Here is a 15,803-nt window from a genome sequence, read left to right on the forward strand (position 1 = left end):
GCGAGCCGCTAGTCTTCAGCCTGCCGTGCTACTTGTCGAGCCACACGTCCTCGTAGCGAAAGCCGTTATAGGAGCTGTTCGACATGATCGTGACGCCCTTGACGTAGGGCTGCCAGCAGGTGCCGGCGCGTGCATGGAAGATGATCGGGCGGGCGACGTCCTCCTGCAGCTTCCTGTCGATGTCCCACACCAGCGGCTTGCGCTTGTTGACGTCGGTCTCCTGCGATTGCACGTCGAACAGCTTCTCGATCTCCTTGTTGCAGTAATTGGTGTAGTTGCGTTCCGAGCCGCAGGAATAGTTCTCGTAGAAGGACTGGTCGGGGTCGTCGACGGCGCTGCCGGTCAGATTGAGGCCGAGCATGTAGTCCTTGCGTGCAACCTTCGGAAACCAGTTGGCCGTCTCGACGACGTCGAGCTCGCCGTCGATATAGATGCTCTTGAGCTGGTCGATCAGGATCACCGCGGGGTCGCGATATTCCGCGATGTTGCGTGTCGAGACCTTCACCGCAAGATGCTTGTCGGGACCGTAGCCCGCCTTCTGCATCAGCTTCTTCGCCTCCTCGCGGTTCGCGTTGACGTTCGGGCCGTAGCCCGGAATGGTCTCGAGCTTGTCCTTGGGCATGCCCCAGATGCCCTGAGGCGGCGGCAGCATGGTGCCGCCGATATCGGCCTGGCCCTCGAACAGGATGTCGACGAAGGCCTTGCGGTCGAGCGCGAGCGACATGGCTCTGCGAACATCGATATTGTCGAACGGCGCCGAGCTCGAATTGACGATGATGTTGGTCGAAACGTTGGTCGGCTCGACGACGCAGGTCGCGTTCGGCGCCTGCGACTTGATGTCCTTCAGCAGCGGGATCGTGATGTGCGTCGGGAAGGTCATGTCGAACTTGCCGGCGACGAAAGCGAGGATCGCGGTCGAGCGGTTCGTGATGATCGTGTACTCGATGCCGTCGAGATAGGGCAGGCCCTTCTTCCAATAGTCCGGATTTCGCGTCAGCTTGATCGATTCATTGGCCTTGAACTCGACGAACTTGAACGGTCCGGTCCCGATCGGATGGGTGCGCATGTCCGCCGGAGAGACGTGGCAGGGATAGACCGGCGTATAGCCGGACGCGAGCATCGCCAGCAGCGAGGGTTGCGGCCGCTTCAGGGCGAATGAGACCTCGAAATCGCCGCTCGTCGTGATCTCGTTGACTTCGTTGTACCAGGTCTTGCGTGGATTCTGCCGCAGCTTCTGCTGCGATTTGCCCATCAGGAGATCGAAGCTGCATTTGACGTCGGCCGACGTGAACGGCTTGCCGTCGTGCCATTTGACGCCCTGACGCAGCTTGAACGTCAGCTTCTTGTTGTCGCTGCTCCAGGACCAGCTTTCGGCGAGCTCGGGCCTGAGGGTATCGGGACTATTCTGCGCGATGTGCTGATCGTAGATGACGAGATTGTTGAAGACCCCCATGAACGGCACGTTGACCGAATAGGTCGCGCCTTCGAGGATCGACGCGTTGGCCGGACTGTCGCGGTGATACATCCGCAGGACGCCGCCCTGCTTGGGCTCGCCGGCAAGCGTGGCAGTCGAGGCCATCAGCACAGATAGCGCCGCCGTCGCGGCGAGCGCCCACACGCTCCGCATGCTCATCCTCCCTGGACATCGGCCTTTTTGCGGCCTGTTTGTCGCGACGATAGCACGCAAGCCGCGCGTGGCAACCCCGATCGCGCCGCCTCGACATTTCGGATGACGGAAGGCCGCAGGACCTCACATCTCACAATGTGAGAGTGCAGGTGCGAAGAGATGGTTCCCGGTGCAGATATTGGGCGATGCTATCTCAACAAACTCGCTGTCGTCCCGGACAAGCGAAGCACAGCTCCGGGACCCATAGCCACAGGGAGACGTTTGGCGAAGACTCGGGGTGACCTGCTTGCGCGATAACCACTCCCTGTGGTTATGGATCCCGGGTTCGCGCTCCGCGCGCCCCGGGACGACACCTTTTGTGTCGACGCGTCTCGCGCATCTCGCGCGAGTGGACAGGCGCCCTCACACGATCCTTGACGCCTTGTTTCCCCAATACCGGTCCCGCAGCAGGCGCTTGTACAGCTTCCCGGTCGGCAGCCGCGGCAATTCCTTCTCGAAATCGACCGAGCGCGGCACCTTCTGCCGCGACAGCGACTTCGCGCAGAACGCGATCAGCTCTTCGGCCAGCGCCGCGTCCGGCACCACGCCCGGCATCGGCTGCACCACCGCCTTCACCTCCTCGCCGAGATCGGCATTGGGCACGCCGAAAACCGCGGCATCGGCCACCTTCGGATGGGTGATCAGGAGGTTTTCGCATTCCTGCGGATAGATGTTCACTCCCCGGAGATGATCATGAAGGTCGCGCGGTCGGTCAGGTACAGGAAACGGTCCTGGTCGACATAGCCGACATCGCCGACCGTGCTCATGCTGCCGTCGGCCGAGCGCGCCTCCCTGGTCTTCTCAAGGTCGTTGAAATATTCGAACGGTGTCGCCGTCTTGAACCAGACCTGGCCGGGCGTCCCGGCCGGACATTCCCGCATGTTCTCGTCGAGGATGTGGAGGTCGCCGAGCAGCACCTTGCCGACGGTGCCGCGATGGCTAAGCCATTCCTCGCTGTTGCAGGCGGTAAAGCCGAGGCCCTCGGTCGCGCCGTAATATTCGTGGATGATGGGTCCCCACCATTTGATCATGTCGTCCTTGACCAGCGCCGGGCAAGGCGCGGCGGCATGGATCGCGATCTCGAGCGACGACAGGTTGTAGCGCTTGCGGACCTCCTCCGGCAGCTTCAGCATGCGCGAAAACATTGTCGGCACCAGCTGGGTGTGCGTGATGCCCCAGCGCTGGACCAGCTCGAGGTACCGCTCGGGATCGAAGCTCTCCATGATGATCACGGTACCGCCCATGCGGATCGTGAGGTTCACGGCGGCTTGCGGGGCGGAATGATAGAGCGGGGCCGGCGAGAGGTAGACCATGCCCTCACGGTAGTGCCAGAGCTTGGTCAGGAAATCGAACAGCGGCAGATTGTGCTTCGGCGGCTCCTCCGGCAGCGGCCGCAGGATGCCTTTCGGCCGTCCCGTCGTGCCGGACGAGTACAGCATGGCGGTGCCCAGCCATTCGTCCGCGATCGGTGTCGCCGGCATGTCCGCGGTCACGTCCGCAAGCCCGACGATGCGCTCGCTTTCGCCCGGGCCATCGGCGACGATGCAGAGCTTGATATCGGGGCAGGACTTGATCGCCTCGCGCGCGATGTCGAGCTTCGCCACCGACGTGATCAGGATTTTCGACTGGCTGTTGACGAGCAGATAGGCGAGCTCGCCCGGCGTCAGGAAGGAGTTGATGCAGGTGTAGTACAGCCCGGAGCGTTCGCCCGCGCCGCAGGCTTCCAGGTACCGCGAATTGTTCTCCATGAAGATCGAGTAATGGTCGAGCCGCCTCAAGCCGTGCTTGCGGAACAGATGCGCCAGCCGGTTGCTGCGCGCCTCCAGCTCACGATAGGTGACGGCCTCGCCTGTGGCCGCCATGATGAAGGCGGGCTGCAGCGGGCGCAGGCGGGCGTGGTGACCTGTGTACATCTATCCTCCGGCTTGAATCACGCGGCAAGAAGCAGGATTTCGCGCACCGCTGCCGGGCTTTCGATCTTGCGCGGGTTGCGCGGCACCCAGGGCGTGCGCATCGCCTGGTCGGCGATCGACTCGAAATGCTCGGGCGACACATGCACGTCGGCAAGGCTGCGCGGCATGCCGAGCGAGCGGATGAAGGCATCGAGCACATCGGCGGCGTTGTGGCCGGGATAGCCCATGGCGGCGGCGACGATCATCTGCCGCTCGGCGTTGTCGCGGGCATTCCAGCGCATCACCGCAGGCAGCATGACGCAGGAAGTGTAGCCATGCGGCACGTCGAAGGCCGCGCCCAGCACGTAGCCGATGCCGTGGCTCGCGCCCATCGGCACGCCGGCAGCGAGCGCGCCCATCGACAGCCAGGTGCCGATCTGCGCGTCCATTCGCGCGTCGAGATCGGCGGGATTGGCCTTCACCCGCGGCAGCGCTTCGGCGAGCATGGCGAGGCCCTTCACCGCCTGCGCGTCGGCATAAGGATGCGTCTCCCGCGAGCAGATCGCCTCGACGCAATGGTCGATGGCACGGATGCCGGTCGACAGGAACAGCCATTCCGGCGTGTGCACGGTGATGGCCGGATCGAGGATGGTCGCGCGCGGCACCGTCAGCGGATGCCGCAACATCTGCTTCACATTGGTGCTGCGGTCGGTGACGCCGGCGATCGCGCTGAACTCGCCCCCGGCGATCGTGGTCGGCACGCTGACCTGTCGCACCGTCGGCGCATTCATCTCGGGCGCGATGCCCTTGCGGACGCGGATGCGTTCGATGCCGTCGACCTCGGTGATGCCATTGGCGAGGCAAAGCTGCACCGCCTTGGCACCGTCGGTGATCGAGCCGCCACCCACGGTGACGATCAGATCGGCCTCCGCCGCGCGCGCCGCATGGGTGGCCGCGATCACCGCCTCGCGCGGCGTATGCGCCGGCATGGCGTCGAACAGGCCAGCGCAGCGCGGGCCCAGTGCCTGCTTGATCGTCTCGATTTCGTTGGTTTGCCGGTTGAGCGTGCCGGAGACCATCAGGAAGGCCCGGCGCGTTCCCAACCGGTCCATCTGCCCGACGATGGCGTCGGCCGCGGGATGGCCGAATACGACCTCCTCGATCGCGCCGAAAACGACACGTCCCTGGTGCACGCCTGTCCTCCCGGACAATTCGCCTTGTTTTTGTGCGGGTTAATCTAGCCGAGCCGGCGCCTCCCGTCATGTGTGAAGACGCTGGCCCTCTTGTTACCCTCCCCTCCAGGGGAGGGTGACACCGATCGCGCCGCAGACATCTTGCCGTCTCCATTCATGAGCCGGGCCAATGATTCCCATTCGCAATCCGCCCGCTCATCGTCGCGTGCGAAGCCGGCGATCTGGGCTGTCAACCCGTCTTCCGGCCAGGGCGCTCGTCCGAGCATTGCGCGCATCGCGGTCTTGAAGAGTTCATCTTGGCCACCCACCTTGTGGCGCCCGCAGGTAGAAGCGTACCATGTGCCTTTCTGCGGCTTTTGTGCGAGGACCTGGGATGAGCGGACCGGATGGAAGCGAGCGGTTTGTCAAAAAGCACGATTTCGTTCTGACCCGACCGATTGCAATCGCCGCGCTGCTCGTCGCGGCTGTCGCGCTCACCGGTTGCGGACAACCGACCTCGCAAGCCGCTGCTCCGCCGCCGGCGGCGGTGACGGTGGCCCAGCCGGTCAAGCGCACCGTCACCGATTGGGACGAGTTCACCGGCCGCTTCGAGGCGGTCGAGGAGGTGCAGGTGCGCCCGCGTGTCGGCGGCTTCGTCAACTCGGTCGAATTCCAGGACGGCGCCATCGTGCGCCAGGGCGATCTGCTCTACGTGATCGACCCGCGTCCGTTCGAGGCGGTGGCGACGCAAGCGGAGGGCCAGCTGTCGGATGCACGGGCCAAGGTGGAGCTTGCCAAGCGCGAGCTCGATCGCGGCCTCAGCCTCGTGCAGAGCAGCGCCGTCTCCGAGCAGGTGGTGGATCAGCGCCGCCAAGCCCTGCAGGCCGCGCACGCCGCCGAGATGCAGGCCGAAGGCGCGCTGAAGGCCGCCAAGCTCAACATCGAGTTCACGCATGTGACGGCGCCGCTGACGGGACGCGTCAGCCGCCATCTCGTCAGTCCCGGCAATCTCGTGCAGGGCAGCGACAGCGGCACGTCGACATTGCTGACGTCCATCGTCACGCTTGATCCGATCTACATCTATTTCGACATGGACGAGGCGACCTTCATCAAATACAGCAAGCTGTGGTTCGAGGGGCGGCGCCCGAGCTCGCGCGACACGGCGAACCCGGTGCAGGTGACGCTCGCCGGTGAGACCAAGCCCTCGCATGAAGGCACCATCAACTTTCTCGACAACCGTCTTGACGTCTCGACCGGCACGCTGCGGAGCCGCGCGGTCGTCAAGAACACCGACCTTTCGATCCTGCCCGGCCAGTTCGGCCGTGTCAGGCTGATCGGCAGCGCGCCCTATGAAGCTCTGCTGATCCCCGATGCCGCCGTCGCGACCGACCAATCCCGCAAGATCGTTTTCGTGGTGAAGCCCGATGACACCGTCGAGGCCCGTCCCGTGGTGCTCGGCCCGCTGGATGACGGCCTGCGAGTGATCCGCGAGGGATTGAAGGCGGAGGACCGCGTCATCGTCAACGGCATCCAGCGCGCCCGGGTCGGGGCCAAGGTCGCTCCGCAGACCGCGCCAGCCCCAGCCGGTGACAAGTCATGAATCTCGGCCGTCTCTCCATCAACCAGCCCATTTTGGCGATGGTGCTGTCGATCGTGCTCCTGATCGTCGGTGCGCTCGCCTATACCACGCTGCCGGTCTCCGAATATCCGCAAGTGGTGCCGCCGACCGTGGTGGTCACGACGCAATATCCCGGCGCCTCCGCGCAGACGGTCTCCGACACGGTCGCAGCTCCCATCGAGCAGGAGATCAACGGCGTCGAGGACATGCTGTATCTCTACAGCCAGGCCACCTCGAACGGCCAGCTCACCATCACCGTCACCTTCAAGCTCGGCACTGACCTCGACAAGGCCCAGGTGCTGGTGCAGAACCGCGTCGCGATCGCGCAGCCTCGGCTGCCGGAGGAGGTGCAGCGCAACGGCGTCACCACGCGCAAGAACTCGCCCGACATCCTGATGGTCGTGTTCATGCTGTCGCCTGACGACACGTTCGACCAGCTCTACATCTCCAATTACGCGCTGCTCCAGGTCCGCGACCAGCTGCTGCGTCTCGACGGCGTCGGCGACATCCAGATCTTCGGCGCGCGCGACTATTCGATGCGGCTGTGGCTCGACCCTGACCGGATCGCCAATCTCGGCCTGACCTCGGCCGAGGTGCTGGCCGCGATCCGGGCCCAGAACGTGCAGATCGCCGGCGGCCAGATCGCCGAGCCGCCGATCGCCGACCGCGCCTTCCAGCCGAATCTCACCTTCACCGGCCGGCTGAAGGACCAGAAGCAGTTCGAGGACATCCTGATCAAGGCCGGGTCCGACGGCCGCGTCGTGCGGTTGCGCGACGTCGCCCGCGTCGAGCTCGGTGCGCTGGCGTACTCCACCAACAGCTTCCTGCTGCGCAAATCCGCGGTCGCCATGCTGGTGACGCAGCGGCCCGGGTCTAATGCGCTCGCCACGGCAAAGAACATCAACGACACCATGACGAGGCTGAAGGAGAGCTTCCCGAAAGGTCTCGACTACAATATCGGCTACAACCCGACCGAGTTCATCGCGCAGTCCGTGCACGAGCTGATCAAGACGATCTACGAGGCCATGCTGCTCGTGGTGATCGTGGTGCTGGTGTTCCTGCAGGGATGGCGGCCCGCGATCATTCCGATCATCGCGATACCGGTGTCGCTGGTCGGCACCTTCGCGGTGATGGCGGCGCTGGGCTTCTCCATCAACAATCTCACCTTATTTGGCCTGGTTCTCGCCGTCGGCATCGTGGTCGACGACGCGATCGTGGTCGTCGAGAATGTCGAGCGACATCTCGAGCACGGCATGAGCCGGCGCGATGCCGCGCTGAAGACCATGGAGGAGGTCGGCAGCGCGCTGGTCTCGATCGCGCTGGTGTTGTGCGCGGTGTTCGTCCCGACCGCCTTCCTCGGCGGCATTTCCGGGCAGTTCTTCCAGCAATTCGCCGTCACCATCGCGGTCGCGACCGCGATCTCCTGCTTCTGCTCGCTGACGCTGTCGCCGGCATTGGCATCGCTGATCCTCACCCCGCACGAAGCGAAGCGGCCGCCGGCGAGCTGGAATGTCGTCGCGCGGGCGTGGGGTGCCTTCACCGGCGTGTTCAACCGCGTCTTCGACCGCCTGGCGCACGGTTACGCCGGCCTCGCCAATTTCGTGATCCGGCATTCGGTGCTGATGCTCCTGATCTACCTCGTGCTGATCGGCAGCGCCGGCTGGCTGATCGTGACCACGCCGCAGGGCTTCATCCCCGCGCAGGATCGCGGCTACGTCATCGTCTCCGTGCAATTGCCCGGTGCGGCCTCGCTGGCGCGCACCACCGAGGTCGTGCGCGAGATCGAGCGGATTGCGCTCGACACGCCGGGCATCGTCCGCGTCGCCGCCTTTGCCGGCTTCTCCGGCGCCACCCGCACCCAGGCCGGCAATGCGGCGGCGCTGTTCCCCGTGTTCGACGAGCCCGAGGCGCGCATCAAGAAGGGATTGTCTGCGAGCGCGATCACGGTGGAGCTGCGCAAGCGCCTGTCCGCGATCCAGGGCGCCTTCATCATCGTGATTCCGCCGCCGGCCGTGCCCGGCATCGGCACCGGCGGCGGCTTCACTATCCGCATCCAGGACCGCCAGGGCCGCGGACCCGAAATGCTCGCCGCGGCCACCGACGAACTCGTCGCCGCAGCGCGCAAATCGCCCTTCCTGCTCGGCCCCTCCGTGTTCTCGCCGTTCACCGCCAACACACCGCAGCTCTTCGTCGATATCGACCGCACCAAGGCGCAGAAGCTCGGCGTTCCCATCTCGAACATCAACGACACGATCCAGAGCTATTTCGGATCGACCTACGTCAACGACTTCAACCTGTTCGGGCGCACCTATCACGTCACCGCGCAGGCCGATTTTCCGTTCCGCAAGGAGCCGAGCGATCTCGCACGCCTGCGCACGCGCAATGCCTCCGGCGACATGGTGATGCTCGGCAGCGTAGTCGAGTTCAAGGACGTCTCGGGTCCCGACCGCGTCGCGCGCTACAATCTCTATGCCGCATCCGAGCTCCAGGGCGAGCCCGCGCCAGGCGTAAGCTCGACCACCGCGCTCAACGCCATCAAGCAGCTGGCGAACGACACCTTGCCGAGCGGCTTCACCTTCGAGTGGACGGATCTGTCGTATCAGCAGGTCACCGGCGGCAATGCCGGCCTCTATGTGTTCCCGATCTGCGTGCTGTTCGTCTATCTCGTGCTCGCCGCGCAATATGGCAGCTGGACCCTGCCGTTCGCGGTGATCCTGATCGTGCCGATGTGCCTGTTGGCTGCCACCATCGGCGTGCGCCTCATGGGCCAGGACGTCAACATCCTCACCCAGATCGGCTTCGTCGTGCTGGTGGGGCTCGCCGCGAAGAACGCGATTCTGATCGTCGAGTTCGCGCGCGACATCGAGAATGAAGGCAGGCCGCGGCTGGAGGCCGTGATCGAGGCCTGCCGCCTGCGCCTGCGGCCGATCCTGATGACCTCCTTCGCCTTCATCCTCGGCGTGCTGCCGTTGGTGATCTCGACTGGCTCCGGTTCCGAGATGCGGCAGGCGGTCGGCGTTGCCGTGTTCTTCGGCATGATCGGCGTCACCCTATTCGGGCTTCTGTTCACGCCGATCTTCTATGTGGTGGTGCGGAACCTGGCGGAGGGGCGGAACGAGGGCAAGAAGCCGGAGGTGGTTGCCTGATTCATTGTGGCCGCCGGCGTGTCCGCACCTTCGGTGTCGTCCCCGCGAAGGCGGGCACCATAACCACAGGGAGGAGCTTGGGGCGACGCTAGCAAGCCCGAGTCTTCGTCAAACCGCTCCCTGTGATTATGGGTCCCGGATCTACGCGCGCTTGTCCGGGACGACAGCGGTTGTTTAGCGCACGGCCACCCATACTAACGACCAACGTGAAACGGATGGGCATACGCGGGGTTCTTCCCTAGTATCGGCGCGATTTCAAAACAGAAACTGCTGGGAGATAATAGATGAAATCAGCACTTTTGGCCGCAGCGGCGTCGGCCGCATTGCTTGCCGCGCCGGCCTCCGCCCAAGGCGTCAAGATCGGCATCCTCAACGACCAGTCCGGCGTCTATGCCGATTACGGCGGCAAATGGTCGGTCGAGGCGGCCAGGATGGCGATCGAGGATTTCGGCGGCGAGGTGCTCGGCCAGAAGATCGAGCTCGTCACCGCGGACCACCAGAACAAGCCGGACCTTGCAGCCTCGATCGCGCGGCGCTGGTACGACGTCGAGAACGTCGACATGATCACGGAACTGACGACCTCCTCGGTCGCGCTCGCGATCCATGAGCTGTCCAAGGAAAAGAAGAAGATCGACATCGTCGTCGGCGCCGCGACCTCGCGGCTGACAGGCGATGCCTGCCAGCCCTACGGCTTCCACTGGGCCTACGACACCCGCGCGCTCGGCGTCGGCACCGGCGGCGCGTTGACCAAGGCCGGCGGCGACACCTGGTTCTTCCTCACCGCGGATTACGCCTTCGGCTATGCGCTGGAGAAGGACACCAGCGAGATCGTCGCCGCCAACGGCGGCAAGGTGGTCGGCTCGGTGCGCGTGCCGCTCAACTCCTCGGACTTCTCGTCCTTCCTGCTGCAGGCGCAGAGCTCCAAGGCCAAGATCGTCGGCCTCGCCAATGCCGGGCTCGACACCACCAACTCGATCAAGCAGGCGTCGGAGTTCGGCATCGTCGCCAGTGGCCAGAAGCTCGCCGGCCTCCTGATGACGCTTGCCGAAGTGCACGGCCTCGGCCTGCAGGCCGCGCAGGGCCTGGTGTTGACGGAAGGCTTCTACTGGGACGTCAACGACAAGAGCCGCAATCTCGGCGAGCGCTTTCTCAAGCGCACCGGCCGGATGCCGAACATGATCCAGGCCGGCACCTATTCGGCGACGCTGAGCTATCTGAAGGCGGTCAAGGCCGCCGGCACCAAGGATCCGGATGCCGTCGCCAAGAAGCTGAAGGAACTCCCGGTCGACGACGACTTCGCGCAAGGCGGCAAGGTGCTGGAGAACGGCCGCATGGTCCACGACATGTATCTGTTCGAGGTTAAGAAGCCCGCGGAGTCGAAGAAGCCCTGGGACTATTACAAGCTGCTCGCCACCGTCCCCGGCGACAAGGCCTTCTTCACCGCCAAGGAAAGCGGCTGCCCGCTGACGAAGTGAGGCTCTCGTGTCCCGGACGCGCTGCGGCGTGAAACGCTGCTGCGCAGAGCCGGGACCCACGCTTCGCCCGGCGCAGAGGCTCGACTGGGTCCCGGTTCAGCGGCGCAGCGTTGCACGCTGCACCGCGCCCGGGACACGAGCACGCACGATGCAGTGCTTCACTTCACCAGCCGCAACACCACCGCCCCCAGCGCTCCCACCCACAGCGCGAACGCCGCGAGTATCTGAATCGCAAAACCCGGGCCGCGCTTGGCCGCTGCCTTCGAATAGCCGATGAAATAGACGACGCGCCCGATGATCCAGATCGCGCCGAGCCCCGCGGCGATGGCGTCGCCGATATAGATCGCGAACAGCCACAGCGCCGGCAGGACGATCGGCAGCCATTCCAGCGTGTTCATCTGGATGCGGAAGGCGCGTTCGAAATCCGGATGGCCTGACGTCGCGGGCACCTTGACGCCGGTCTTGGCGCGCGAGCGCGAGACGTTGATGATGGTGAAGAAGTAAAATGCGATCGCCAGCAGTGTGACGAGGGCGGTGAGGTGATACATCGCGGAATCCCTTTGGAGAGGCCCCGGCTTCAATAGCCGGTCATCTCGAGATAGCCAACACCGTCATGGCTTCCGGCAAAGCTGATCGGCCCCTCCCAATAGGCGAAGCCGGTCCCCATCCAGGCTTTCGGATTGAGTGGCTTGCACTGGATCGAGAACGATCGCGAAGGGATCGCGATCTGCCATTCCACCGGCACCTTGCGTGCTGCGACCTCCGCCGTCGCCATCGGAATCATCTGGATGTCATCCCCCGCGATCATCTGCGTGTTGCCTGCCGCGTCGATCCAATTGCCGAACGGATGATTCTTGCCGTCCTTCTGCCGCAGCCGGTACAGCATCAGCTTGTCGCCCGACGACAGATGCAGCGACAGCCAGTCCCAGCCGGTCTGATCCGTGTCGAGCGGCTGGCTGCTCCATTCGCGGTCCATCCAGGCCTGGCCCGAGACGTCGACCGCCTTGTCGTCGATGGTGAGCGTGCCGCGGGCGCGGTAGAACGGCTGGCTGTAATAGTAGGACGCCTGGCCGCGCTCCGATTTGCGGCTGTAGCCGCGATCTCCCTGCAACACGACCGGACGGTCGGCCTCGAGCGTCAGCGCGTAGCTGAAGTCGGTGCTGGATGCCTTCAGCGTCAGCGGCGCGAGATTGTGATCGTCGGCGGGCTCGAGGCCCTTCATTAGCCAATCGTCGATCCAGGCAGCGAACGGCTTGTCCGTGACCCCGGCCTGCCCCACGCCGCCGCGCGAAAATGTTTCGTTGAAGCGATGAGTGTCGGCGCGCGTCACCGCGGCGTGGGCCATCCACACCTGCTGATTGGCCCAGCCTTCGCCTTGCGGGCCCGGCTGCGCCGCCTGGCGGAACAGCGTCCATTGCAGGCCGCAAGCCGCACCGCGGCCGTCGACGAGGTTGGCCGTGAGATACCACCACTCGATGCGAAACTCCGGATGCGGCCCGTGATCGGCCGGAAAGGCAAACGGTCGTCCCGGCGTCACCTTCGCAAAGCCGTCCGCGGTTTCGCCGAGCCCGGCATAGCCTTGCGCAGCGGCGCGGCGCGCGAGCGCCAGCGCGGCAATGCCGCCGGCGAAGGCGCGGCGCGAGATGCGATCAGCGCTCATTGGCAAACACCTTGACGAGGCTCGCCGGCTGCATCCGCGCCAGCCGCACCACCGGCAGGAGGGCCGCCAGCAGCGAGGCCAGCAGCGCCACCGCGACCAGCCCGATCAACTGCTCCGGAAACACATGGAACGGCAGCCGCCAGCCGAACGCCTTCACGTTCACGATTGCGATCAGGCACCATGCCACCAGGAGGCCGAGCGGCACCGCCAGCAGCGCCGTGAACAGCGCCACCGACAGCGTCTTGGCCAGCTCGATCGCGGCAAGGCGCGGCCGCGTGATGCCGATCGCCCACAGCGGCGCGAGCTGCGGCAGACGGGAATTCGCCAGCGTGAGCAGGCTCGTGAAGAGCGCGATGCCGGCGACACCGAGCGTGAAGGCATTCAGCGCCGAGGTCACCGCAAAGGTGCGGTTGAAGATGCGGATCGATTCCGCCTTCACCGTCGCCTGGTCGGCGACGCTGCGGTCGTCGAGCGCGAACTGCTTCTGCAACGCCGCGATCAGGCCCGAGATGTTCTCCTTCGCGACGATCAGGCCGATCCGCGTCTGCGGCGTCTGCGGAAACTGCCGGATCAGCGCCGCGACATTCACGGTCAGCTGTCCGCGGGGATTGCCGTAATCGGCATAGATGCCGACGATGTCGAGCTCCCAGGTCCCGCCAGCTGCCGGCACCGCGACGACGTCGCCGATGCGCACATTCAGGCGGCGGCTGAGCTGCTCGCTGATGAAGGCGGCGTTGCCGGGCACCAGCCGGGTCCAGGCCCGCGGCGCGGCGTCCAGCAGCGGCCAGCGCTCGCGATAGAGCGCGTGGTCTGGCAGACCGAGCAGCTCCACCGGCTGGCCCTGAAGCTGCGCCTCGGCGCGCCCGCCCGACAGGATCGCCTGCACATCGCTGCGTTGCTTCAGCCAGTTGCGGATCGCGACACCTTGCGCGTTGTCGGAGGCGCTGATGTAGACGTCGGCGGCGAGCCGTCCGTTCAGCCAGCCAAGGAAGGTGCGGCTGAACGTCTCCACCATGGTGGACACCCCGACATTGACAGCGAGCGCCAGCAGCAGCGCCATCAGCGCCAGCGACAGGCCGGAGAGCTGCTGCCGGCTGTCCGCCCAGAACCACAGCGCCAGCGGTCTTCGCGCGGTACGTTGGCCTGCGAGCAGGAGGAGTTCGAGCAACGCCGGCAGGATCAGGGCCGCGCCGAGCATCAGGGCCGCCAGCAAGCCAAAGCCCGCGATCAGCGATTCGCCGTAGCGCAGCAGCAGCAGTGCGCCCGCGAACACGGCGCCGGCCGCACAGCTCTGCAGAACCAGCCAGCGGCGCTGTTGCTGCTGCCAGGCGCGAGGCTGCGCCGTCGCCAGCACCGGCATCGTGACCGCCTTGATCAGGCTGGTGGCCGCCGCGACGAGCGCGCCCGCAATGCTGATGCCGATGCCGGCGAGCCACCATTCGGGCCGCAAGCTGAGCTGCCCCGGGATCTGCGCGCCATAGAGCCCGCGCAATGAGGCTGCGACGTCAGGCAGCAGCACGGCGGCAATGAAATAGCCGCACACGAGCCCGATCAATCCTGCGACCAGCGCCAACGCGACGAGCTCGACCACCAGCACGGTGTTGACGAGCCGCGCCGAGGCACCGCAGGCGCGCAGCGTCCGCAGCATCGGCAGCCGCTGCTCGAAGGCGAGGCCGACGGCCGAGTTGACGATGAAGAGGCCGACGAAGAACGACAACAGGCCGAATGCCGTGAGGTTGAGATGGAAGCTGTCGGTGAGGCGCTCCAGCTCTGTCTCCGCATTCGGCTCGATCAGCTGCAATTGGTCGCCGACAACGCTTGCCAGCGGCGCAGGCCTGCTCCTCGGCTTGCCGATCAGCAGCCGCGACAGCTGATCCGGCTTGTTCAGCAGGCGCTGCGCCACGCCGATATCGACCACCAGCACGCCGGGCGCGAGCTGGGGCAGCACGCGCAAGGGCGGCAGTTCTGCGCCGTCGCTGATTGCGGGCCTCGCGCCTTCCGGCGCCTGCAAGTCGGCCAGCGTCTCGCGCGCCACCAAGGTCTGGCCGGGCGGTGCTACGAAGCTGCTCAAATCCGCGGCACCGAGGCGCGGCGCATTGCCGATTTCGGCCGGCAGCGTCACCGGCTCGATCCCGAGCAGCCGCACCGAGCGGCCGTTGATCTGGACCCGTCCCTCCAGCGCCGGTGACACCGGCCAGCCGGCGCGGCGGAGCTTGACGAAAAGATCCTGCGAGAAAGTTGCCGCATGCGGTGCCACCAGCATTGCGGTGCGGGTGCCGCCGAATGTCGCCGCGGCGCGGTCATAGGCGGTGCGGGCCTGCTGGTTGATGGCCTGCACGCCGCTCCACAGCGCTGTCGCCGCGATCAGCCCGACCAGAAGCGTCGCGAACTGCATCTTGTGACGTCGCCAATGGCTGAGCAGCACCGCAAGGATCCAGAGCGCGCGTCTCATGCGATCCGCCCCGCATGCAGGGTGAGGTGGCGGTCGAGTGTTGCGGCCAGATGCAGGCTGTGCGTCACCATCAGGAAGCCGCAGCCAGTGCGCGCGACGAGGTCGCGCGCCAGCGCCAGCACGTCCTCGGCGGTGTCTTCATCCAGATTGCCGGTCGGCTCGTCCGCCAGCAGCAGCGAGGGCTTTGTCGCCAAGGCCCGGCCGATCGCGACCCGTTGCTGCTGACCTCCGGACAATTGCTCGGGATAGCGCTTCAGAAGTGATCAAGCCCGAGCCGTTCGGTCAGCTCGTTGGTCCAGGCTGCATCGTGACGGCCGGCGATCCGCGCCTGAAACACCAGATTGTCCGCGACCGACAGGCTCGGGATCAGGTTGAATTGCTGAAAGACCAGGCCGATCCGGTCACGCCGCAAGCTGGCGCGACCCGCATCGGAGAGCTTGGTGACCTCGACATCCTCCAGCCGGATCGTGCCGCCATCGGCGGCATCCAATCCCGCGATCAGGTGCAGCAGCGTGCTCTTGCCGCTGCCGGACTCGCCGGTCAGCGCGACGCGTTCGCCCTTGCCGAGGTCGAGATCGACGCCGCGCAGCACATGGACCGGTTCGCCGGCGGAGGAGAAGGTCTTGGAGAGATTTCGGATGCTCAGCACGATGAATGGCGCCGGACGGAATGAGGACTTGTTGCGTAGCACACTTGCTGTGGAAATGCCGGGTTGCGTTGGT

The 15,803-nt window shown here is 65.5% G+C and carries 8 protein-coding genes and 2 pseudogenes; 3 read left to right on the forward strand and 7 right to left on the reverse strand.

Annotation, left to right across the window (positions count from 1 at the left end; all coding sequences use genetic code 11):
• Positions 1–28: 28 nt before the first annotated feature.
• The 3 genes and pseudogenes from ACETMP_RS25380 to ACETMP_RS25390 all read right to left on the reverse strand — a co-directional run bounded on the left by ACETMP_RS25380 (position 29) and on the right by ACETMP_RS25390 (position 4,751).
• On the reverse strand, positions 29–1,627 hold the full coding sequence (locus ACETMP_RS25380) for an ABC transporter substrate-binding protein (RefSeq protein ID WP_375158302.1): 1,599 nt from the start codon (positions 1,625–1,627) through the stop codon (positions 29–31).
• A gap of 402 nt (positions 1,628–2,029) precedes the next feature.
• Positions 2,030–3,579 (reverse strand): annotated as a pseudogene (locus ACETMP_RS25385) (AMP-binding protein).
• A 17-nt stretch (positions 3,580–3,596) separates the two neighbouring features.
• Positions 3,597–4,751 carry an iron-containing alcohol dehydrogenase gene (locus tag ACETMP_RS25390; protein WP_375158303.1) on the reverse strand — a complete coding sequence of 385 codons (1,155 nt, stop codon included), beginning with the start codon at positions 4,749–4,751 and terminating at the stop codon, positions 3,597–3,599.
• A 373-nt stretch (positions 4,752–5,124) separates the two neighbouring features.
• On the opposite strand from ACETMP_RS25390, the gene ACETMP_RS25395 reads away from it, so the two are divergent.
• The 3 genes from ACETMP_RS25395 (at position 5,125) to ACETMP_RS25405 (ending at position 10,969) form a co-directional block, all read left to right on the forward strand.
• Positions 5,125–6,330 carry an efflux RND transporter periplasmic adaptor subunit gene (locus ACETMP_RS25395; RefSeq protein WP_375158304.1) on the forward strand — a complete coding sequence of 402 codons (1,206 nt, stop codon included), beginning with the start codon at positions 5,125–5,127 and terminating at the stop codon, positions 6,328–6,330.
• Entirely contained in the window at positions 6,327–9,494 is a 3,168-nt protein-coding gene (locus tag ACETMP_RS25400; protein WP_375158305.1) for an efflux RND transporter permease subunit, read from the forward strand. The genes ACETMP_RS25395 and ACETMP_RS25400 overlap by 4 nt, the downstream gene beginning before the upstream one ends.
• Positions 9,495–9,778: 284 nt before the next feature.
• Positions 9,779–10,969: an ABC transporter substrate-binding protein gene (locus tag ACETMP_RS25405; RefSeq protein ID WP_028133862.1), complete on the forward strand. Its 1,191-nt coding sequence runs from the start codon at positions 9,779–9,781 to the stop codon at positions 10,967–10,969.
• Between the two features lie 158 nt (positions 10,970–11,127).
• Here ACETMP_RS25405 and ACETMP_RS25410 read toward each other — a convergent pair whose 3' ends face one another.
• The 4 genes and pseudogenes from ACETMP_RS25410 to ACETMP_RS25425 form a co-directional block, all read right to left on the reverse strand.
• Positions 11,128–11,517, reverse strand: coding sequence for an MAPEG family protein (locus ACETMP_RS25410; protein ID WP_375158306.1), 390 nt, complete (start codon positions 11,515–11,517; stop codon positions 11,128–11,130).
• A 29-nt stretch (positions 11,518–11,546) separates the two neighbouring features.
• On the reverse strand, positions 11,547–12,629 hold the full coding sequence (locus tag ACETMP_RS25415; protein WP_375158307.1) for a lipocalin-like domain-containing protein: 1,083 nt from the start codon (positions 12,627–12,629) through the stop codon (positions 11,547–11,549).
• Positions 12,619–15,081: an FtsX-like permease family protein gene (locus ACETMP_RS25420; protein ID WP_375158308.1), complete on the reverse strand. Its 2,463-nt coding sequence runs from the start codon at positions 15,079–15,081 to the stop codon at positions 12,619–12,621. The genes ACETMP_RS25415 and ACETMP_RS25420 overlap by 11 nt, the downstream gene beginning before the upstream one ends.
• Positions 15,078–15,730: pseudogene (locus ACETMP_RS25425) on the reverse strand (ABC transporter ATP-binding protein). Before ACETMP_RS25425 ends, ACETMP_RS25420 begins: the two are co-directional and overlap by 4 nt.
• Between the last annotated feature and the right edge of the window lie 73 nt (positions 15,731–15,803).

Source organism: Bradyrhizobium dasycarpum, from assembly GCF_042019905.1.
GTDB classification, from domain to species: Bacteria; Pseudomonadota; Alphaproteobacteria; order Rhizobiales; family Xanthobacteraceae; genus Bradyrhizobium; species Bradyrhizobium japonicum_B.